Here is a 20,506-nt window from a genome sequence, read left to right as displayed (position 1 = left end):
GAACACCAGATGACCAACACCACTTTTTCCAATTGGCGTTCCGTTCGGATGTGGGAGCTGCGCGTGGTGCGCGATCTGCGCCAGCGGCGCATGCTGTGGTTGCACGGCCTGTGGATAGGGGCGATCACCCTCGGTGTGACCTGGGGGGTGTCGGCGCTGCAGGTGCAGTTGGGCCTGTCGTCGTCGATGGCGCTGCGCTACCTGGTTTCGCTGGGCGCGGGCTACCTTGTGTATCTGCTGGTATTGCGCATGTGGGCGGCGGCTTTGCTGGGGCGCGGCCATGGCGATATGCCGGATTTGTCGGGCGGCTGGCCGGGCTCGGGCTCGTCGGGTGATGGGGCAGGCCTGCCCCCGCTGCATAGCGGCGGCGGTGGCGACTTTGGTGGTGGCGGCGCTTCGGCGGACTTTTCCGTGGACCTGCCGGATGGCGGTGGCGTAGCCGATCTGGCGGGCGGTGCCATAGAGGTGGCCGCGGCCAGCGACGAAGCGGCCATCGTCGTGGTGCCGGTCGTGGCCGTCTTCCTGATGGCTTGTGCGCTTATTTTTGGCGCAGGGGCCCTGGCGCTGCTGTACTTTGGCTGGGAGGTGTTGCTGGCAGTGGCGGTGGAGCTTGCCTTCTCCTACGCGGCTGCCCGTGCCACCGTGCGGGTGGAGCGTGCGGGCTGGATGTCAACCGCAGTGCGCCTGACCTGGAAGCCATTGGCCGGTGCCCTGGTTTGTGCGGTCACGTTGGGGGCCACGCTGGACCATTTTGTGCCTTCGGCCCATACGCTGCCCCAGGCGCTCAAGCTGCTGCGTGCGCAGTGGGGTGCAGGCACCGCCAAGCCCTGAGCTTGGGCGGTGGCCTTATTCCAGGCGGTCTTCGGCGCGGCGTTTGCGCGCGCGCTGCACCAGCAGCGTGATCAACAGGGCGGCAGCGGCCGAGCCGGTCAGCACTGGAGAGGCGGCCAGCATATCGGCCAGTCCATCGACGGCGTGGAGGCTGACCTGCTGCACATAGTTCACCAGGGTGATGACATCACCGGGTTGGACCGTTTGCGCATCTTCGACGCGTACCTGCAGGTCGGACCAGGCGCTGCGAAGCCGGATATTGGCAAAGATGCCGTTGGCCACCGCTACCACGGACAGAACGCCCAGGGGTTTGAGCAGGTGTTCCAGCAGACGCCGGCGTTCGGCGGGGGGCGCTATGGCATATACCTGGCCTACCAGGTTGGCAATCGTGGCCTCTGTGGCGGTGCCGTCCAGGGTGGCCGTGGTGCTTGCCGCAGGCAGGTGGGGATGTTGGCGGGCTTGCATGTCTTTTTCTTCCTCCGAAAAGCCGGTGCGCGCACGTGGTGCGGGCATGGTGGCTGCGCCGTGTGGCAATGCCCAATCCATGGTGGGGGCAAACAGGCAGATATCAAGGGTAAACCAGGGTGGCTGGATTACAGTGTCAAAACCATGTTGAAATGCAATTTCTTGTAAACACGCGCAGTACCAGCCCAGCCAGCGTGCACAGTACGACCATGGCCAGGGATCTCGGGTGCTCCAGCATCTGCGGACAACGGTAAGAGCCAGGGAGGAAATTCTGTGGTGAGTGGCGGTTCCCGATTCGAGCGCAAGGTATTGTTGGCCTATGGGGCGGCGGCGCTGGTCGTGGCGGCACTGGCCAGTGCAACCTGGATGCTGGCGGGCAATGCCGACGAGGCCACACGCATGGTGGCCCATACCCATGAAGTGTTGGGCCGCGTGGGCGAGGTCCGCGCGGAGACGCTGCAGATCGAATTCAGCACCCAGGGTTTCCGTATCACGGGTGACCCCGCACGCCTGGTGGAGCGCGACAACGCGGTGGCTCGGCGCGAGGCCCTGCTTTTCCAGATTCGCAGCCTGACGTCGGACAACCCCCAGCAGCAAGCCCAATGGGAGCGGGTGCGCGCCGTCGTCGACGAGCGGCTGGCCATATCCCGCCAGGTCGAGGTCCTGCGCAAGACCCAGGGGCAGGAGGCCGCCTCTGCTTTTGCCGCCAAGGCGCCCCTGCAGGCCACCCGGGACCTGACCAACCGCTTGCTTGCCGAGATGGACCAGGAAGAGCGGCGCCTGCTCGAGCTGCGCATCGCCGAGCAGGCCCGTACGCGCTTTACCGTGCTGTGCATCGGCTCGGCGGTTTCGCTGCTGTTGTTTGGGGTGCTGCTCGTCAGCTACGCGCTGATCCGCCGTCAGGTGCGCATGGCCGAGGCCAGTCGCCAAGCCCTGGTGGAGAGCGAAGAGAGCCTGGCCACAACGTTGTACTCCATTGGCGATGCCGTGCTGGCTACCGACACGCAGGGCCGCATCACGCGCATGAATCCGGTGGCTGAGCGACTGACGGGTTGGACCCAGGCGCAGGCCGAGGGTCAATCGGTGGAAAAGGTTTTCGACATCGTCAATGAGTACACCCGCGAGCCGGCCGAGGTGCCGGTGTCCAAGGCCTTGGAAACCGGCGAGGTGCAGGATCTGGCCAACCACACCATGCTGATCGCGCGCGATGGCAGTGAACTCCCCATCTCCGACAGCGCCGCGCCCATACGCGACGCCAGCGGTGAGGTGCGCGGTGTGGTGCTGGTATTTCGCGACGTATCGGTCGCCCACCAGTTGCAGCAGTTGGCCCGCGACCAGAATCGCCTGCTGGAGCAGCGCGTGCAGGAGCGCACCGCGCGGATGGTGGAAAACGCTGAGCACCTGCGCAGTGTCATCAACAGTGTGCCGGCCTTGATCGCCTATGTGGATACCACACGGCACTATGTGTACGTCAATACCCAGTACAGCGAGCGCTTCGCGCCCGAGCTGGACGACATACGCGGCCGCAGCGTGCGGGAGATTCTGGGTGAGGAGCGCTATGCGATAGCGGAGCCTTTGATTACGCGCGCATTGGCCGGCCAGGCGCAAAGTTACGACTGGGAACCTTTTCCCGGCGTGTGGCAGGCCATCAACTACCTGCCCAAGTTCGATGCCAACGAACGTGTGGTGGGCTACTACGTCATGGGCTCCGACATCACCGAGCGCAAGGCCACAGAGCAGCGCGTGCAGGCGCTCAATGGCACGTTGGAGCGCCATGTGCGCGACCTGGAGCGCACCAGCCGCATTCTGCGCACCCTCAGCGCTGGCAACCGCACCATGCTGCGCGCCACCGATGAAATGGAGCTGCTGGAGAGCATGTGCCGCACCATTGTCGAGACCGGTGGCTATGCCGTGGCCGTCGTCTGGTACCGCAGCAAGGATGCCAACAAATCCGTACGTCCCATGGCGGGAGTGGGGCCGGCGGACGGTCTGGCGGCCCTGTACCAGCTGAAAGCCAGTTGGGCAGAAGGGGTGGGCGGCCAGGGCATGCTGGCCAGTGCCATCCGCACAGGGCAAACCCATGTGGCGCGTGACATGCTGAACGACCCGCACTACGCGGACCGGCGGCAGTTTCTGGTAGGCATTGCCTCGGGCATCGCGTGCCCGCTGCGCCTGGGCGACGAAACCATTGGCGCCCTGACCATCTACGCGCAGGACCCCCATGCGCTGGGCGCGGACGAAGAGTCCCTGCTGGCCGAGATGGCAGATGATCTGGCTTTCGGTATCGCGACACTGCGGGCACGGCAGCAGCGGCAGGAATTCCAGGCGGCCATGCACCGCCTGACCCACTACGACCTGCTGACCGGTTTGCCCAACGAAACGCAGTTCACAGAGTTCCTGACTGCGGCCATTGCGTCCGGCAAACCCTTCTCGGTGTTGCAGACCAATGTGGGTCGGCTCAACGAGATCAATGACATCATGGGCTTCAGCCATGGCGACCAGTTGCTGCGTGAGTTCGGCAACCGCCTCTGTATTGCAGCCCCCACGCCTGCCGTGGTGGCTCGCCTGCGCGGTGACGAGTTTGCGATCCTGCTGCCCGACAGCCGCGTCGACGGCGCGCTGGACCTGGCCAAGCGCGTGGAAGGTATGCTGGCCCAGCCTTTTCCGCTGGCTGACATTGCGATGGATGTGTCGGCGACCATTGGCATGGCCCTATATCCGGACCACGGCGAGACGCCGCACGACCTGTTCCGCCACATGGACAGCGCGCTGAACCTGGCCAAGAAGAAGGGGCTGAGCCACTATGTCTACGACCCGGGGCGCAGTCGGGGCCAGACCCACCGCCTCAATGCCGTCGGCGAGTTGCGCCGCGCCATCGACGGGGGCCAATTGCAGCTGTACTTGCAGCCCAAAGTGGAAATGCGCAGTGGCGCCGTGTGTGGCGTGGAAGGCCTGGTGCGCTGGAAGCATCCGGAGCGCGGCCTGATCCCGCCGGTGGAATTCATCGGCCTGGCCGAGCACACCGGCCTGATACGGCCACTGACCGAATGGGTGATCGAAACCGCTCTGCGGCTGAACCAGGCCTGGGAACTCCAGGCCTGTGCATTGCCCATCGCCGTGAACTTGTCTGCGCGCAACCTGCGCGACGAGAAGCTGGTCGACAAGATCCGCACGCTCAAGTCCACCTGGGGCACGGCCGCAGGTCTGCTGGAACTGGAGCTGACCGAAAGCACGGTGATGGACGATGCCGAATATGCACTCAACGTGCTGCACCGCCTGCGCGAAGAAGGCATTCCACTGTCCATCGACGATTTCGGCACCGGCTATTCATCGCTGACCTATCTGCAAAAGCTGCCGGTGGACTACATCAAGATCGACCAGTCCTTTGTGCGGGACATGACGGTCAACAAATCATCGCTGGCCATCGTGCGCTCCACGATCGACCTGGTGCACGACCTGGGCCGCAAGGCCGTGGCCGAAGGCGTGGAAACCCAGGACCATTGGGACCAGCTTGCTGCCCTGGGATGTGACCTGGCCCAGGGCTACTGGATCGCCAGGCCCATGCCGGCCGAGCAATTGCCCGATTGGCTAGCACAGTACAAACCGCCCAGCACTATGGAGCAGACTGGCTAGTAGCCCCCTGGCAGCGCCCACGCTGCCTGCCAGCCAGCCAGCAGCGAGCAGCCCGCTCTCGCCCCATACGCCACTCGGCGTATTTCGCCTTGGTGCGTCCTTCCCTACAGTCAAACCATCGTTGCGCATGGGCGTTGTTGGAGCCTGCAAGCCAGGCGCGGCGAAGTCGGTTTTCTCCCCTTATTCACTTCGGAAGGTTACCCATGCAATACCAAGCCAATCCCAGGCGCTTTGCGCTCAAGGCGCTGACCGCTGCCGTCGCGCTGTCCACACTGACGGCCTTGCCCGCCTATGCGGCCGACACCATCAAGGTCGGCATCTTGCACAGCTTGTCCGGCACCATGGCCATCTCGGAAACCGTGTTGAAAGACACCGTGCTGATGGCCATTGACGAGATCAACGCCAAGGGTGGCGTGCTGGGCAAGAAGCTGGAACCCGTGGTGGTGGACCCCGCGTCCAACTGGCCGTTGTTTGCCGAAAAGACCAAGCAGTTGTTGGGCCAGGACAAGGTTGCCGTCATCTTCGGCTGCTGGACCTCGGTGTCGCGCAAATCGGTGCTGCCGGTGGTGGAAGAAATGAACGGCCTGCTGTTCTACCCCGTGCAGTACGAAGGTGAAGAACTGTCCAAGAACGTGTTCTATACCGGTGCCGCGCCCAACCAGCAGGCCATTCCCGCTGTGGACTACTTGATGAGCAAAGAGGGCGGCGGCGCCAAGCGCTGGGTGCTGCTGGGGACCGACTATGTGTACCCCCGCACCACGAACAAGATCCTGCGCGCCTACCTGAAGAGCAAGGGCGTGAAAGAGAGCGACATTGACGAAAAATACACTCCGTTCGGCCACTCCGATTACCAGACCATCGTGGCCGACGTGAAGAAGTTCGCCGCCGGCGGCAAGACCGCCGTGGTATCCACGATCAATGGCGATTCCAACGTGCCGTTCTACAAGGAACTGGGCAATGCCGGCCTCAAGGCCAAGGACGTGCCTGTGGTGGCCTTCTCGGTGGGTGAAGAAGAGCTGCGCGGTGTGGACACCAAGCCTCTGGTGGGCCACCTGGCGGCATGGAACTACTTCATGTCGATCAAGAACCCCGACAACACGGCCTTCATCAAGAAGTGGTCCGACTACGCCAAGGCCAAGAAGCTGCCCGGCTCCGACAAGCCGCTGACGAATGACCCGATGGAAGCAACCTACATCGGCATCAACATGTGGAAACAGGCGGTTGAAAAAGCCAAGTCCACCGATACCGACAAGGTCATCGCCGCCATGGCCGGTCAGACCTTCAAAGCGCCCAGCGGGATCATGAGCAAGATGGATGAGAAGAACCACCATTTGCACAAGTCGGTGTTCATTGGCGAAGTCAAGGCCGACGGCCAGTTCAACGTGGTGTGGAAGACACCGGGCCCTGTGAAAGCCAAGCCATGGTCTCCGTTCATTGAAGGCAACGACAAGAAGCCGGATGAGCCCGTCACCAAGTAAGCCAGACAGGGACAGCAAGGTCTAAACAGGCAGGGGCCTGGCCGCCATTGCATTCGGGGCAATGGCGGCTTTCTTCAATTTGATGGGGATCGTGGCGCATGCCAACACATTTACACCAGTTGCTGTGCACAGCCGTTCTGTGCCTGGCAGCCAGCGCGCACGCACTCACGCCGCAGCAGGCGCAGGCCTTGGCGGTGGGCGAGGGTGAAGACCGCATTGCGGCCTTGCGCGCCGCTGTGGACGGTGCTGACGAAAAGACCCAGGTCTTCATACAAGCCTTGTCGGACGATGCGGTCAAGCTTGTGGCGGGCAAGCCCGTCATCGTGAAGGACGACAAGGCCGTCGACCCCGTGAGCGGCGCTCAAAGCGCTTTGCCAGACACAGCGGAAGATGTCATGAACAACAACCGCATGCGCGGCGAACTGGACACGGCGCTGGCCGCTTTCAAGTTGCTGTCGGGCGACGTGGCCACACGCCGCGAAGCGGTCAAGACCTTGCAGGGCGACGTGGATGAAAGCAAGCTGTCGCTGATTGACAAGGCCTTTGCGCAGGAGTCTGTTGCCGATATCAAGGAACAGTTGGGTTTGTTGCGTGCTGCCGCCCTGCTGGGCAGCGAAGACAAGGCCAAGCGCCTGGAGGCAGCCCGGTTGCTCGCTGATAGCGCGCAGGCTGCTACCAAGACCCTGCTGATAGAACGCGCGCAAGCCGAGACGGATGCCCAGGTCAAAAGCGCGTTGCAGCTGAGCCTGGGCAAGGTGGAGTCCCGCCTGGCCTGGGGCGACCGGCTGGGCGCCATTTTTAGCGGCGTCAGCCTGGGCTCTATCCTGCTGCTAGTGGCGCTGGGCCTGGCCATCACCTACGGTCTGATGGGTGTCATCAACATGGCTCACGGCGAGTTGATGATGATTGGCGCCTATGCCACCTACGTGGTGCAGGGCGTGTTCCAGAAATATTTTCCCGGCGCATTTGACTTGTATCTGCTGGCCTCGGTGCCAGTGGCCTTCATGGCGTCCGCGCTGGTGGGGGCTGCGCTGGAGCGCAGCGTGATCCGCTTCTTGTATGGCCGCCCCCTGGAGACCTTGCTGGCCACCTGGGGTATCAGTCTGATGTTGATGCAGCTAGTGCGCAGCATCTTTGGCGCGCAAAACGTGGGTGTGGAAAATCCGAGCTGGATGAGCGGTGGTGTGCAGGTGCTGGGAAATTTGTCTCTGCCCTACAACCGCCTGGTCATCGTCGGCTTCGCACTGGCGGTGCTGGGTGGTGTGGCCTTTCTGATCAGCAAGACGCGGCTGGGCCTGTTTGTGCGCGGCGTCACGCAGAACCGGCCCATTGCCAGTTGCATGGGCGTCAACACCGCCCGCATCGACACCTATGCGTTTGCGCTGGGTTCCGGTATTGCAGGCTTGGCGGGTTGTGCGCTGAGCCAGGTGGGTAATGTGGGGCCGGACCTGGGCCAGGGCTATATCGTGGATTCCTTCATGGTGGTGGTGCTGGGTGGTGTGGGCCAATTGGCCGGCACGGTCTACGCCGCACTGGGGCTGGGCATCTTGAATAAGTTCTTGGAGGGCTGGACCGGTGCGGTGTTGGCCAAGATTGCTGTGCTGGTTTTCATCATCATCTTCATCCAGAAGCGCCCACAGGGCATCTTCGCGATGAAAGGGCGGAGTGCCGAAGCATGAGCACCACGCTGACACTTCCCTCCCAGGCACCGCTGCTGACCCGCACCGGCTGGGGTGCCTGGCTGGTAGCCCTCATCGTGCTGTGCGCGCTGGTGCCCGTGCTGAACCTGGCTGTGCCTGCGAGCAGCATCTTCCACCTCAGCGACTTTGCCGTGGCGCTAGTGGCCAAAATCATGTGCTACGCGATCTGCGCCTTGGCCATGGATTTGATCTGGGGTTACACCGGCATTTTGAGCCTGGGCCATGGTCTGTTCTTCGCGTTGGGCGGCTATGCCATGGGCATGTATTTGATGCGCCAGATCGGCACCGACGGCAACTACAAAAGCAATCTGCCGGACTTCATGGTGTTCCTGGACTGGAAGGCTCTGCCCTGGCACTGGACCTTCAGCGACAGCTTTGTCGCCACGCTGTTCCTGGTGGTGGCCGTGCCGGGCATTGTGGCCTTTGTGTTTGGATATTTTGCGTTCCGCTCGCGCATCAAGGGCGTGTACTTTTCCATCATCACGCAGGCCATGACATTCGCCGCGATGTTGCTGTTCTTTCGCAACGAGACCGGCTTTGGCGGCAACAACGGATTCACCGACTTCAAACGCATCTTGAGTATTCCGATTGCCACACCCAGCATGCGCATGACGCTGTTTGTGATGACATCTGTGACGCTGTTGCTGTTCTTTCTGCTGGGCCGCTGGTTCGTCAATTCCAAGTTTGGCCGCGTGCTGCAGGCGGTGCGCGATGCCGAGACGCGTGTCATGTTCAGCGGCTACAACCCCATTGGCTACAAGCTCACCATTTGGACGGTATCGGCCATGATGTGCGGCGTGGCGGGGGCCTTGTATGTGCCGCAGGTGGGCATCATCAACCCCAGTGAAATGAGTCCCGCCAATTCGATCGAGATTGCGATATGGGCGGCGGTGGGCGGGCGCGCCACGCTGATCGGCCCCATCGTCGGCGCCTTTATCGTGAATGGCGCCAAGAGCTGGTTGACGGTGGCCTACCCGGAGTTCTGGTTGTACTTTTTGGGTGCGCTGTTCATAGGCGTCACGCTATACCTGCCCGATGGCGTTGTGGGACTGGTTAAGAAGTTGAAAGGGGGTAGAGGATGACTCCCGATCTATTGGAACAAGGTGCCAAGCGCGTAGAGGCCCATAGGGCGGCGCTGGCCGCACGCAAGGGACAAACTGAATCAGGTGGGCGCAAGGCTGGCTTCTCACGCGTGGTGACCCAGGGAGAGGTGGACATTGCCCATGGCCGCATTTTGTATCTGGAGGATGTCCACGTCAGCTTCGACGGCTTCAAGGCCATCAACGGTTTGTCGCTGGATATCGCTCCCGGCGAGTTGCGCTGCATCATTGGCCCCAATGGTGCGGGCAAGACCACGATGATGGACATCATCACCGGCAAGACGCGGCCGGACAGTGGCACGGTGTTCTTTGGCAGCACGATAGATCTGCTGCGCTACACCGAGCCCGAGATTGCGCAACTGGGCATTGGGCGCAAGTTCCAGAAGCCTACGGTGTTTGAGCAATTGACGGTGTTCGAAAACCTGGAGTTGGCGCTGCACACCAACAAGGGCGTCAAGTCATCCATGTTCTTCCGGCTGGATTCAGCCCAGGGTGACCGCTTGGCCGAGGTGTTGCACACCATCCATTTGGCGGATAGCGTGGGGCGGCAGGCCGGCAATCTGAGTCATGGGCAGAAGCAGTGGTTGGAGATTGGCATGTTGCTGATGCAGGACCCCAAGTTGCTGTTGTTGGATGAACCGGTGGCAGGCATGACGGATGAGGAGACCGAGCGCACCGCCGAACTGTTTCTGTCCCTGAAGGGCAAGCATTCGTTGATGGTGGTGGAGCATGACATGGGCTTCATCCGGACCATCAGCGACATCGTGACGGTGCTGTGTGATGGGTCGGTGTTGGCGCAAGGGACGCTGGACCAGGTTCAAAGTGATGAGCGGGTGATCGAAGTCTATTTAGGCCGTTGAAAATGTTAGTTGCCAAAAACATCAACCAATACTACGGCGGCTCCCACATCCTGCGCGATGTCAGCCTGGAAGCCCAACTCGGCAAAGTCACCGTCATCCTGGGCCGCAACGGCGTGGGCAAAACCACGCTGCTTAAATCGCTGATGGGCTTGGTCCCCATCAAGACTGGCTCCATCGAACTGGACGGCAAGTCCATCCACAAGGCCACACCCTACGAGCGCGCCCGCACCGGCATCGGTTTCGTGCCCCAAGGCCGCGAAATCTTTGGCCGCCTGACGGTAGAGGAAAACCTGCGCATGGGCCTGGCCTACAAAAGTGCTAGCACGCCCATACCGCCCGAGCTGTACGAACTGTTCCCTGTGCTGAAGCAGATGCTGGGCCGCCGCGGGGGTGATCTGTCGGGTGGGCAGCAGCAGCAACTGGCGATTGCCCGCGCGTTAGCCGCCAAGCCGCGCGTGTTGATCCTGGATGAACCTACCGAAGGCATTCAGCCCAGCATCATCAAGGACATCGGCCGCGTGATCCGCATGCTGGCAGACCGCGGCGATATGGCTATCTTGCTGGTGGAGCAGTACTACGACTTTGCGCAGGAACTGGCGGATCAGTATGTCGTGATGGAGCGCGGCGCAGTCGTGGCCAGTGGCTTGGGCAAGGACATGGAAGCCAACGGCGTGCGCAAGCTGGTGGCGATCTAAGCGACCTGATTGGGTGGAACCGTCAACCGATCAGCACCTTTGTTGGGGCCCGCAGCACCCGTTCGCAGCACCAGCCCGCCGGCCTGTCGCTTCTGCTCACCCAGCGAGGCCTTGACGTTCTGCAGCCCGTACTTGGCCCGCAGCTCCTGCAGGTCAACCGACAACTCTGCGGCGTTGGGTATCTTGCCCGTGTGTTTGAGCAGCAATTGGTGGGCGTTGTCGATCAGGCGCGCGTTCAGCGTATCGCGGCCATGCAGGATCAAGTTCTTGACGGCGGCGGTCGGGTTGCCGGACATGCTCAAGGACATCGCCGTTTCTGCCATTTCCAGCACCTTGGTCTGGCAGGCCCGCATGCGTTCGGCGAACGGCGGGTGGGCCAGGGCGCAGGCGGCCAGCAACTCGGTCTGCGAACGGTTGCTGCAAAACCGCAGGCCTATGGTGTCGACCATGGACTCCACCTCGTCCAGCTGTATGGCCTTGCTGGCCAATTGCGAGATCAGGGCCAGCACATTGCTGGCCGATTCAAAGTCAAACTCGCTGTTGCTGAGGGTCTTGGCCAAGCCGCGCACGGCTTCTACCGACTGGGCGAACTGGTGCTGTTGGATCAGGTTCAGCGCCACCACGATCTCGGACAGGCGCTTCACCCGGGGGCTGTCGGGCATGCGTTCCAGCAGGCGGTTGAAGTCGTCGTGGCAGCGCTGCAGGCCCTTGCGGTCGCCGTTTTCCAGACGGGTGAACGCCAGCAGCACCAGGCTCTGGCAATCGAACATCTTCGATTCCAGACCCATGCGGGCCGTGCGGTCCAATAACTTCTCGGCCTCCACATGGTCGCCGGCGTAATAGGTCATCATCGCCAGGTTTTGCAGGCGGCTGATGGAGGCGGGTGTCAGCGTGGAAGCCATCTTGTAGGTCTCCAAGGCCTTGTCGAACTTGCCCAGCTCGAACTGGGCGCGGCCCATGACGTCGTAGGCATCACCGTAATTGGGGTCGGCGCTGATCAGGTTCTCCAGTGTGCTGGTGGCCTGGGTGATCTGGCCTGCGTCCAATTGCGCGCGTGCCACGCCTAGCTTGGCCCAGGGCAGGGTCTTGGCGGCCACCACGGCCTGGTAGAGCTTTTGCGCATCGCCGGGGCGGCCCACGCGCAACAAGAGCTCGGCGCCTACGCGGGCGGCGTACAGCCAGAACTTGCCCTTGGTCTCAAAGCGCTCCATGCACAGGCGTGCGGCCTCTTCAAAATCTTCCTTCTCGATCGCGGTAAAAATGCCTTGCAGCGACACCTTGCGTACGCGGGCCTGGCGCAGCCGCTCGCCCAGGTGGGTGGCCTTGTGGGGCTTGAGCAGGTAGCCGTCCAGCGCCGATTCGGCCGCCTCGGCCACCTTGGCGTAGGTGGCCTCGCCGGTGATCATGATGAAAATGGTCGAGAAGGGCAGCAACTGGTTGCGCCGCAGGTCGTCCAGCAGGTCTTGGCCAGAACTGGATTCATTGGCGAAATGCAATTCGCACAGCACAAAATCGAAGGCGCGGAATTCAAGCTGGCGGCGTGCATCCACAGCACGTGCCGCTTGGACGATGGTGCCCACGCCAAAGTCGCGCAACTGCGAAACCAGAATGGAGCGGGACGTTGGATTCCCGTCCACCACGAGGGCAGAGCAAGCCGAAAAATCGTCTTCCAGTATGGCCATCAGATTGGCACAGTGTGCTCCAAATCATTGTGGTGTGCACCCTGGCCACGCGAGCCGATGCACCTTGTTATGAAAATGATAGCACTACATGGCCCAAATGCGAGGGCTGGACGGCGATATTTCCCAGAGCTCCTGGCGCCAGGTGTTGCGCAGAACCCGCAGCAGCGCCATGGCGGGCTCCACGACGGGTGCCAGCATGCGCACGACCAGCACCTGTGGGTGTGGGCTGGTGGCGCCGGCTGTGGCGGCTAGCGCATGCTGAGCGAGCAGGGTGCGGGCGCTGTCCAGGGCATGCTCCCGCCGCGCGCGGCTCAGCGGCTGGCCAGCGATGAAGAAGCATGTGGCCAGGCATTTGTGCCCCGCAAGCCCCACCGGGCTGTCCATCAGGCGCAGGTCACCCGCGTCCAGGGTGCCACGCTCCAGCCAGACGCCGGGCACCTCCAGGTGCTGGCGCAGGTGGCCGGACACGAATGGCTGATTGGCATGGGGCAGGCCCAGCGCGGTGACGTCCCAGCCCATCAACTCGGCGCCGGGTGCCAGTTCCATCGTCAGCCGGTTTTCGGCCAGACAGGCGCTGTAGCAAATGGCTTCCAGCGGCAGCCATTCCAGCCGCGCGTCGGCGTCCACCCGCAAATGGGTTTGTTGCAAGGCCGTCGGGCCGTCCGAACGGTAGAAGCGGCTGGCGCCCGGTGTGGTGATCAGCGCATGGCTTCCGGCCTGGGCGTGTACCCGGATGTCCAGCGTGTCGCCACCGACCAGGCCGCCCGGCGGGTGCACCAGCACGTTGTGGCAGACGCTGTCGCCCTCGGGGTACAGGCTTTGCAGGATGCGCAGCGGCCCGCTGTGGCTGTGGCGGGCCACGGTGCGGCCGGCTTCAAGGGTGTAGTCCAGCTGCAGCTGGGCGTGCCATGGCATATGGGAGTGAAATCTGAAGAGGGGGGCTTAGTGTGCGTCGGCCTGCTTGGCTGCCGCGATGGCATCGCTGGCATTGGCACCCGCGCCGTTGAAAAACAGATTCAGCAGCACAGCGCTGATGGATGCCAGCAGAATACCCGATTCGATCAGCGGGTGGATGCCGTGTGGCATCCACTGTTTGAAGTTGGGCGCAATCAGCGGGATCATGCCAATGCCCAGCGAAATGGCCAGCACCAGTGCGTTGAAGCGGTTGGTCTTGAAGTCCACCCCCGCCAGGATGCGGATGCCGGTGGCGGCCACCATGCCAAACATCACCAGGCCCGCACCGCCCAGCACCACGGTGGGCAGCGATTCCACCAGCGCCGCCATCTTGGGCAGCAAGCCCAGTACGATGAGGATCACCCCGCCGACTACGCAGACAAAGCGGCTGCGCACACCGGTCAGTGCGACCAGGCCCACGTTTTGCGAGAAGCTGGTGTAGGGGAAGGTATTGAACAGCCCACCGATCAGCGTGCCCAGGCCGTCGGTGCGCAGGCCGCGCGCCAGGTCGGGCTGCGTGACGGTCTTGCCGGTCATGTCGCCCAGCGCGAGGAACATGCCGGTGGACTCGATCATGACGACCACCATGACCAGCGACATGGTCAGTATCAGCACCGGGTCGAAAGTCGGCATGCCAAACTGCAAGGGCAGCACCACGCCAAACCAGGCCGCGTTGGCCACCTTGTCAAAAGTCATCAAGCCCATGGCGCTGGCTACCACGGCGCCGATCACAATGCCCAGCAGCACCGAGATATTGGCCACAAAACCTTTTGCATATTTGGCAATCAGCAGGATGGATACCAGCACCAGGGCCGCCACACCCACGCCGCCCAGGTCCGCGTACTTGGGGTTGGGCACGCTGCCCACCAGGGCCAGGCCCTTGGGTGGCGCTGGCAAGGCGGAGCCCGCGGCACTGGCGGCCGCTGTTGCATCGGCCAGCCACTTGGCATGCTCGGGGTTGACGATGCTGGGTGCGGTAGGCCCCACGGGGTTGCCAAAAATCCAGTTGATGCCAATGCGCATCAAGCTGACGCCGATGACCGTGATGATGGTGCCCGTGACCACCGGTGGAAAGAAGCGCAGCATGCGGCTGACCACCGGCGCAATCAGGATGGCCACGATGCCGGAGCCGATGATGGAGCCAAAGATCAGCTGTGCGCCGGCCGCACCGGGCGTCGCATTGGCCATGGCCACCATGGGCGCGACGGATGCAAAGGTCACACCCATCATGACGGGCAGCTTGATACCAAACCACTGCGTGGCGCCCAGCGACTGGATCAGCGTGACCAGGCCGCAGCAGAACAGGTCAGCCGAGATCAGCATGGCCACCTGCTCGGGGCTGAGCTTGAGCGCACGGCCCACGATCAACGGCACGGCGATGGCACCGGCGTACATGACCAGCACATGCTGCAGACCCAGCGCGGCGAGTTTGCCGGTGGGCAGGCGTTCGTCAACCGGGTGCACAGGGGGAGTGGTCATCAGGCTGTCCTAAAGTGTTGGGGACAGAGCTTGCCGCTTCGCGGCTGCGGACTGTCCCGCAAAGTATCAAGTTAGCAAGTCGTTCAGCGTGCGCGCGATCACCTTGGTGGCGCGGCGCAGGTCTTCCAGGTCCAACCGTTCGTCCGCCCGCTTGGCGTGCGACTCCAGCACCGTACGCGGGCCGGCGCCGTAGATCACACCAGGGATGCCGGCCTCGCAGAACAGGCGCACATCGGTGTACAGCGGTGTGCCCAGCGCGGGAATGGGTTCTCCGAATACTTGCTCCCCATGCTTTTGGATCGCGTCCACCAGCGGACGGTTGCCAGGCAAGGGTTGCAAGGCCCGTGCCAACAGGATGCGTTTGACGTCTACCGTGATGCCGGGCAGGGTAGTCGCGGTGTCCTGTATCAGCTGGCGTAGCGCGGCCTCTACGGTGGTGGGGTTCTCTTCAGGGATCATGCGGCGGTCCAGCTTGAAGCTGACGCGCCCGGGCACCACATTGGTGTTGGTGCCGCCTTCAATCGTGCCGATGTTCAGGTAGGGGTGGGTGATGCCCTCGACCTTGGATGTGATGCTCTTGTACAGCGTGTTTTGTTCATACAGCGCCGTCAGGATGCGGTTGGCGGCCTGCAGTGCGTCCACGCCGGTTGAGGGGATGGCGGCGTGCGCCATCTTGCCGTGCACGGTCACTTCCATCTGCAGGCAGCCGTTGTGCGCGGTGACCACCTGGTAGCTGAAGCCGGCCGCCACCATCAGGTCGGGTTTGACGATCTTGTGTTGCAGCAGCCAGGCCGGGCCGACTTCGCCGCCAAACTCTTCGTCGTAAGTGAACAGCAGTTCCACGCTGCCCTTGGTCGGCTTGGCCACGGCTTCCAGTGCGCGCACGGCAAAGGTGTAGGTAGAGAAGTCGCACTTGCTGACCGCTGCGGCGCGGCCGTAGATCTTGCCGTCTTCAATCTCGCCGCCATAGGGGTTCTTGGTCCAGCCCTCGCCGGGCGGCACCACGTCGCCGTGGGCATTCAGCAGCACGGTGGTGCCTGCCCCGTATTTGCGGCGCACGACGAGGTTGGTGATGGTTTCCAGCCCGGCCGCACGCACTTCGGCTTCGGGCACGGCGTGCTTTTCGGCATCCAAGCCAAAGCCGTGCAGCAACTCGGCAGCGCGTTCGGCGTGCGGTGCGTTGTTGCCCGGGGGCGTGTCGGTGGGCACGCGTATCAATTCTTGCAAGAAGCGGACTTGCTCGTCAAAGTGGGCGTCTATCCAGGCGTCGAGTTGTTCGTAGGTGTTCATACTGTGGGTCGTGTTGGAAAGGGGGCGACTGGGTTCAGTCCGCGGGCGATTGGGCGAGGTCGGCCAGCAAATGGGCAAAGGCGTCGATCGCCAGTTGCATGTCGTCGTTGGTGGAGGATTCCAGCGGGTTATGGCTGATGCCGGAGTTCAGGCCACGCACAAACAGCATGGCCTGGGGCATGATTTCGTGCAGCTTCATTGCGTCGTGGCCAGCGCCACTGGGCATGCGGTATAGCGGCACGCCCAGCAGAGACACAGCCTTTTCCCAGCGGGTTTGCCATTCGGGCGCACTGGGTGCGGCGCTGGCGCGCATGGTCTCCAGCACGCTGTGGTGCACGCCGCGTCGGGTGCAGATGGCGGCCAGTTCGGCCAGCACATCGGCGATCAGGCGGTCACGCTGCGCGTTGTTGGGCGCGCGCAGGTCCAGTGAAAACAGGCAGCGGCCCGGCACTACATTGATGGAGCCATTGGGTACCTGCAGCATGCCCACCGTACCGACCGAGTCGCCATCGGCGGCAGCCCGGCGTTCGACAAACAGCATCAGCTCAGCCACGGCTGCCGCCGCATCGCGCCGGCGGTCCATGGGTGTGGTGCCGGCGTGGCTGGCCATGCCGACCACCTCGCACTGGTAACGCACACCGGCGTTGATGGAGGTGACGATACCCAGCGGAATGTCCAGCTCGTTGAGGACAGGGCCTTGCTCGATATGCACCTCGATGAAGCCCTGGTAGTCGTCGGCATTGCGTTTCAGGCTGGGGATGTCGTCCACACACAGGCCGGCGTGCTGCATGGCGCTGCGCATGGTGATGCCGTCCACATCCACCTGGTCCAGCCAGGCGGGGTTGAAGTCACCGGTCAGCGCCCCGGAGCCCAAAAAGGTGGCCTTGTAGCGCTGGCCTTCTTCTTCGGCAAAGGCGACGATCTCCAGATCGAAGGGCAGGCGCTTGCCGGCCTGGGACAGCATCTGCACGCAGGCCAGCGGCACATAGATGCCCAGGCGGCCGTCGTATTTGCCGCCGTTGCGCACGGTGTCGTAATGGCTGCCGGTCAGCAATGCCTTATGGTGAATTTGGCCATAGCCCTCGTTGGATGGACCTATTACGCTATCTTTTTTATAACATCCGACCACATTGCCGACGGCGTCGATATGCACCGTGTCGCAGCCTGCGTGGCGCATGTCCATGCTGATGCGTTGGGCGCAAGCGCGGTGGGCGTCGGTCAGGTAGGTGACGGTAAGCTGGCCGAGTTCGGCATAACCGGGGTCGGTATGTTGGGCCAAGGCCTCTTGCCAGTCCCAGACCGTATTGCCCAGTTCGGGCGTGTAGCCAAACAGGTCGTTCAGGCGGATCTCGGCGATGCGGTGGATGTTGCGCAAACACTCCTGGCGCTCAAATTCCGGGTGGCCTTGCAGCCGCCGCTCAAAGGTGGCGATGATCTCGGCCTTGGAGAGGCCCGTGCCGCGCGGACCGCGCACTGCCAGGATGAAAGGGAAGCCAAAGCGGCTGTTGTAGTCGCGGTTGAGCTGCTGAATTTTTTCAAACTCTTGCGGCGTGCAGTGGGTCAGGCCCGCTTTGCTTTGCTCGTTGGTGGACTCGGCGGTGAGGCTCTTGTCCACCATGGCCTTGCCAGCCAACTCCGGGTGGGCGCGTATCAGCGCCAACTGGGGGTCTATGCCGGCGGCGTTCAGCACGCCGACCATCGCGTACTTGAGTTGGGCCAGGCTGGCGAAGGGGCGCTGGGCCAACGCAGCCTGCGGAATCCACGGGGAGTGTTCGTACAGGCCCGCCAGCCACTGGGTGGCCTCGTCCAGCGGGGCCTGGTTCAGTTGGGAAAGAGTCAGTGCCATGAAGTCTCTATCTATTTATTTATTCAGTGAAGGGATGGGTGGCTTTCCAGTGCCGTGCAATGTCCACGCGGCGTGCCACCCAGACGTTGGCGTGTTGACCGATATGGTCCAGAAAGCGTTGCAGCGCAGTGATGCGTCCGGGCCGGCCCAACAGCCGGCAGTGCATACCAATGCTCATCATGGCCGGGCGGTTATGGCCCGCCGGGTCCCCCTCGGCATACAGCACGTCAAAGGTGTCCTTCAGGTACTGGAAGAACGGGTCGGCGTGTGAGTAGCCTTGTGGCAACGCAAAACGCATATCGTTGCAGTCCAGCGTGTAGGGCACGATCAACTGCGGCACTACCGTGCCATCACTCTTTTGCACTTGCATCCAGAAGGGCAGGTCGTCCCCGTAGTAGTCGCTGTCGTATTCAAAGCCGCCGTAGTCGGCCACCAGGCGGCGCGTGCGGGGGCTGTCGCGGCCGGTGTACCAGCCCAGGGCGCGGTTGCCGGTGAGCTTTTCAATGGCCGCCATGCCCAGCTGCATGTGCTCGCGCTCGGTGGCTTCGTCGATGTTTTGGTAGTGGATCCAGCGCCAGCCGTGGCAGGCGATCTCGTGGCCCAGTTCCACAAAGGCGGCGGTCAGTTCGGGGTGGCGTTGTAGCGCCATGCCGACGCCAAACACGGTCAGCGGCAGGCCACGCTGCTCAAACTCGCGCAGGATGCGCCACACGCCGGCACGCGAGCCGTATTCGTAGATGCCCTCCATGCTGATGTGGCGCTCGGGGTAGCTGGCGGGGTTGAACATCTCGGACAGAAATTGTTCCGAACCCGCGTCGCCATGCAGCACCGCGTTCTCGCCGCCTTCTTCGTAATTCAGCACAAACTGCACCGCGATGCGAGCGCCGTTGGGCCATTGCGCGTGGGGTACATCTTTGCCATAGCCCACTAGGTCGCGGGGGTAGGCTGCGGTGGAGTCGTAGTGTTTCATGGTGCGGATGTTGTAGGTGCCAGCGTCAGCGAGGCTTCCACGTGCTGCAGGTGCTCGTCCATCAGCCGCAGGGCCAGGGCCTCGTCGCGCGCCTGCAGCGCTTCCACGATCTCGCGGTGTTCTTCGTGCGAGTGCTCGGCGGCGCCGGCGCTTTGGTACATCAGCGTGATCAGCGCGCAGCGCGACAGCAAGTCCATCAACAGATGGGCCAGCACCTCGTTGCCCATCAACTGCGCCATGCGCACGTGGAAGTCGCCCAGCAGTGAGGTACGGCCCGGCACGTCGCCGCGCATCACGGCGGCCTCTTCCTCGGCGATGTGGTCTTTCAGCGCATCCAGGTGGGCCTGGGTGGCCTGGCGCACAAAGGCCTGGGTCATGCCAGCCTCCAGCATGCGGCGCACGGCAAATACCTGCTGCGCCTCGGGGATCGACGGTGCCGCCACAAAGGCGCCACGGGCCGGTTCCATGCGGATCAGTCGGTTTTGCGACAGCTTGAACAGGGCCTGGCGTATCAGCGTGCGCGACACGCCAAACTGGTCGGCCAGCGTCTGCTCCACGAGTTTGGCGCCCGGTTGCAGCCGGTGCTCGATGATGGAGCGGGTCAGCGTTTCGACGATGAAGCCGGTAGTTGTGGAGTCCATGCGGTCATCATAGCGGCAAATCCAAAAAGTGTATACACTTTGCGGTATCGACTGGATTACCAACCACAAGGATGCCGTTATGGGCTTGAGCACACACGTACTGGACACCATGCATGGCACACCCGCTGCCGGCATGCAGGTGGCGCTGTACACCACGCGGGGCGAAGAGGCCACGCTGGTCAAATCATTTGTCTTGAATGCGGACGGCCGCAACCCCGACGGCATGCTGTACGACCATGCCAGCCTGCGCGCCGGCACCTACCGGCTGGTGTTTGATGTGGCGGCGTACTTCAAGGCCCAAGGCGTGGCGCTGCCCGAGCCCAACTTCTTGAACCGGGTGGCGCTGGACTTTGGCGTGGCCCATGCAGACCAGCATTACCACGTGCCCCTGCTGGTCAGTCCGTGGAGCTATTCGACCTACCGCGGCTCCTGAGACCAAGGTCCCTTGGGGCTGACCCCTCTCTTTTCCTTGCCAGCCGCGGGTGGGACGACTACCATTTGCCAGCCTGCCGCAGGGCCGGCTCCCGGTTCCGATCCACCCACCCAAGGAAGGACACTTGCCATGAAACGTTTGTTGTTCGTTGCCGCCGCGCTGTGCTTTGGTTCAGCCGGCTCCGCGTTTGCTGCCGAGGAATACAACGAGGTTCCCGCGGGCGACCCGCAGTACAAGCAGTGCATTGTTTATGCCGGAAAGCTGGGCTGGGAAGGTGGCAACGAGAAGAGCCCTATAAAGGGACAAACCAAGGTGCAGGCGTTTTGCACCTGCATGTGGAACGAAACCCCGGATGACTTCAAGGGCAACCTCGCCAAGCTGGCCGATAGCCCCCGGGGCAAGAAGATCAACAAGCTCTGCGAAAAATACGCTGACTGGGGCGACTGATC

17 protein-coding genes are annotated in these 20,506 nt (G+C 62.8%); 9 read left to right on the top strand and 8 right to left on the bottom strand.

Annotated features, from left to right (window positions below):
* Nucleotides 1-9: 9 nt before the first annotated feature.
* Nucleotides 10-831: a hypothetical protein gene (locus tag AC07OO_RS10985; protein ID WP_495082145.1), complete on the top strand. Its 822-nt coding sequence runs from the start codon at nucleotides 10-12 to the stop codon at nucleotides 829-831.
* A 15-nt stretch (nucleotides 832-846) separates the two neighbouring features.
* On the opposite strand, the gene AC07OO_RS10980 is transcribed toward AC07OO_RS10985, so the two are convergent.
* Nucleotides 847-1,344 carry a hypothetical protein gene (locus AC07OO_RS10980; protein WP_495082144.1) on the bottom strand — a complete coding sequence of 166 codons (498 nt, stop codon included), beginning with the start codon at nucleotides 1,342-1,344 and terminating at the stop codon, nucleotides 847-849.
* Between the two features lie 228 nt (nucleotides 1,345-1,572).
* On the opposite strand from AC07OO_RS10980, the gene AC07OO_RS10975 reads away from it, so the two are divergent.
* The 6 genes from AC07OO_RS10975 (at nucleotide 1,573) to urtE (ending at nucleotide 10,762) form a co-directional block, all read left to right on the top strand.
* Nucleotides 1,573-4,929: an EAL domain-containing protein gene (locus AC07OO_RS10975; RefSeq protein WP_495082143.1), complete on the top strand. Its 3,357-nt coding sequence runs from the start codon at nucleotides 1,573-1,575 to the stop codon at nucleotides 4,927-4,929.
* A 203-nt stretch (nucleotides 4,930-5,132) separates the two neighbouring features.
* Nucleotides 5,133-6,407 carry an urea ABC transporter substrate-binding protein gene (gene urtA, locus AC07OO_RS10970; protein WP_495082142.1) on the top strand — a complete coding sequence of 425 codons (1,275 nt, stop codon included), beginning with the start codon at nucleotides 5,133-5,135 and terminating at the stop codon, nucleotides 6,405-6,407.
* A gap of 98 nt (nucleotides 6,408-6,505) precedes the next feature.
* On the top strand, nucleotides 6,506-8,086 hold the full coding sequence (urtB, locus tag AC07OO_RS10965) for an urea ABC transporter permease subunit UrtB (protein ID WP_495082141.1): 1,581 nt from the start codon (nucleotides 6,506-6,508) through the stop codon (nucleotides 8,084-8,086).
* Nucleotides 8,083-9,189: an urea ABC transporter permease subunit UrtC gene (urtC, locus tag AC07OO_RS10960; RefSeq protein ID WP_495082140.1), complete on the top strand. Its 1,107-nt coding sequence runs from the start codon at nucleotides 8,083-8,085 to the stop codon at nucleotides 9,187-9,189. The genes urtB and urtC overlap by 4 nt, the downstream gene beginning before the upstream one ends.
* On the top strand, nucleotides 9,186-10,067 hold the full coding sequence (gene urtD, locus AC07OO_RS10955) for an urea ABC transporter ATP-binding protein UrtD (RefSeq protein ID WP_495082139.1): 882 nt from the start codon (nucleotides 9,186-9,188) through the stop codon (nucleotides 10,065-10,067). The genes urtC and urtD overlap by 4 nt, the downstream gene beginning before the upstream one ends.
* 2 nt (nucleotides 10,068-10,069) lie before the next feature.
* On the top strand, nucleotides 10,070-10,762 hold the full coding sequence (gene urtE, locus AC07OO_RS10950) for an urea ABC transporter ATP-binding subunit UrtE (protein ID WP_495082138.1): 693 nt from the start codon (nucleotides 10,070-10,072) through the stop codon (nucleotides 10,760-10,762).
* Here urtE and AC07OO_RS10945 read toward each other — a convergent pair.
* The 7 genes from AC07OO_RS10945 to AC07OO_RS10915 form a co-directional block, all read right to left on the bottom strand.
* Nucleotides 10,759-12,444: a response regulator gene (locus AC07OO_RS10945; protein ID WP_495082137.1), complete on the bottom strand. Its 1,686-nt coding sequence runs from the start codon at nucleotides 12,442-12,444 to the stop codon at nucleotides 10,759-10,761. The genes urtE and AC07OO_RS10945 overlap by 4 nt on opposite strands.
* Before the next feature lie 84 nt (nucleotides 12,445-12,528).
* A complete protein-coding gene (locus AC07OO_RS10940; protein WP_495082136.1) occupies nucleotides 12,529-13,359 on the bottom strand; it encodes an urease accessory protein UreD in 831 nt (276 codons plus the stop codon).
* Between the two features lie 27 nt (nucleotides 13,360-13,386).
* Nucleotides 13,387-14,877: a nucleobase:cation symporter-2 family protein gene (locus AC07OO_RS10935; protein ID WP_495082135.1), complete on the bottom strand. Its 1,491-nt coding sequence runs from the start codon at nucleotides 14,875-14,877 to the stop codon at nucleotides 13,387-13,389.
* 66 nt (nucleotides 14,878-14,943) lie between these two features.
* Nucleotides 14,944-16,167 (bottom strand): M20 family metallopeptidase, encoded by a 1,224-nt coding sequence (locus tag AC07OO_RS10930; protein WP_495082134.1) that lies wholly within the window; start codon nucleotides 16,165-16,167, stop codon nucleotides 14,944-14,946.
* A gap of 34 nt (nucleotides 16,168-16,201) precedes the next feature.
* A complete protein-coding gene (gene uraD / locus AC07OO_RS10925; RefSeq protein ID WP_495082133.1) occupies nucleotides 16,202-18,013 on the bottom strand; it encodes a 2-oxo-4-hydroxy-4-carboxy-5-ureidoimidazoline decarboxylase in 1,812 nt (603 codons plus the stop codon).
* A 19-nt stretch (nucleotides 18,014-18,032) separates the two neighbouring features.
* Nucleotides 18,033-18,983, bottom strand: a complete 951-nt coding sequence (puuE, locus tag AC07OO_RS10920) for an allantoinase PuuE (protein ID WP_495082132.1) — start codon at nucleotides 18,981-18,983, stop codon at nucleotides 18,033-18,035.
* Nucleotides 18,980-19,624, bottom strand: coding sequence for a GntR family transcriptional regulator (locus AC07OO_RS10915; RefSeq protein WP_495082131.1), 645 nt, complete (start codon nucleotides 19,622-19,624; stop codon nucleotides 18,980-18,982). The genes puuE and AC07OO_RS10915 overlap by 4 nt, the downstream gene beginning before the upstream one ends.
* Nucleotides 19,625-19,703: 79 nt before the next feature.
* Between AC07OO_RS10915 and uraH the strand changes: the two genes are divergently transcribed.
* Entirely contained in the window at nucleotides 19,704-20,057 is a 354-nt protein-coding gene (gene uraH / locus AC07OO_RS10910) for a hydroxyisourate hydrolase (protein ID WP_495082130.1), read from the top strand.
* 129 nt (nucleotides 20,058-20,186) lie between these two features.
* Entirely contained in the window at nucleotides 20,187-20,504 is a 318-nt protein-coding gene (locus tag AC07OO_RS10905) for a hypothetical protein (RefSeq protein WP_495082129.1), read from the top strand.
* The last annotated feature ends 2 nt before the right edge of the window (nucleotides 20,505-20,506 follow it).

The sequence above is a fragment of the Rhodoferax sp. GW821-FHT07G04 genome (assembly GCF_059418585.1).
This window is presented reverse-complemented; position numbering and strand designations above follow the sequence as displayed.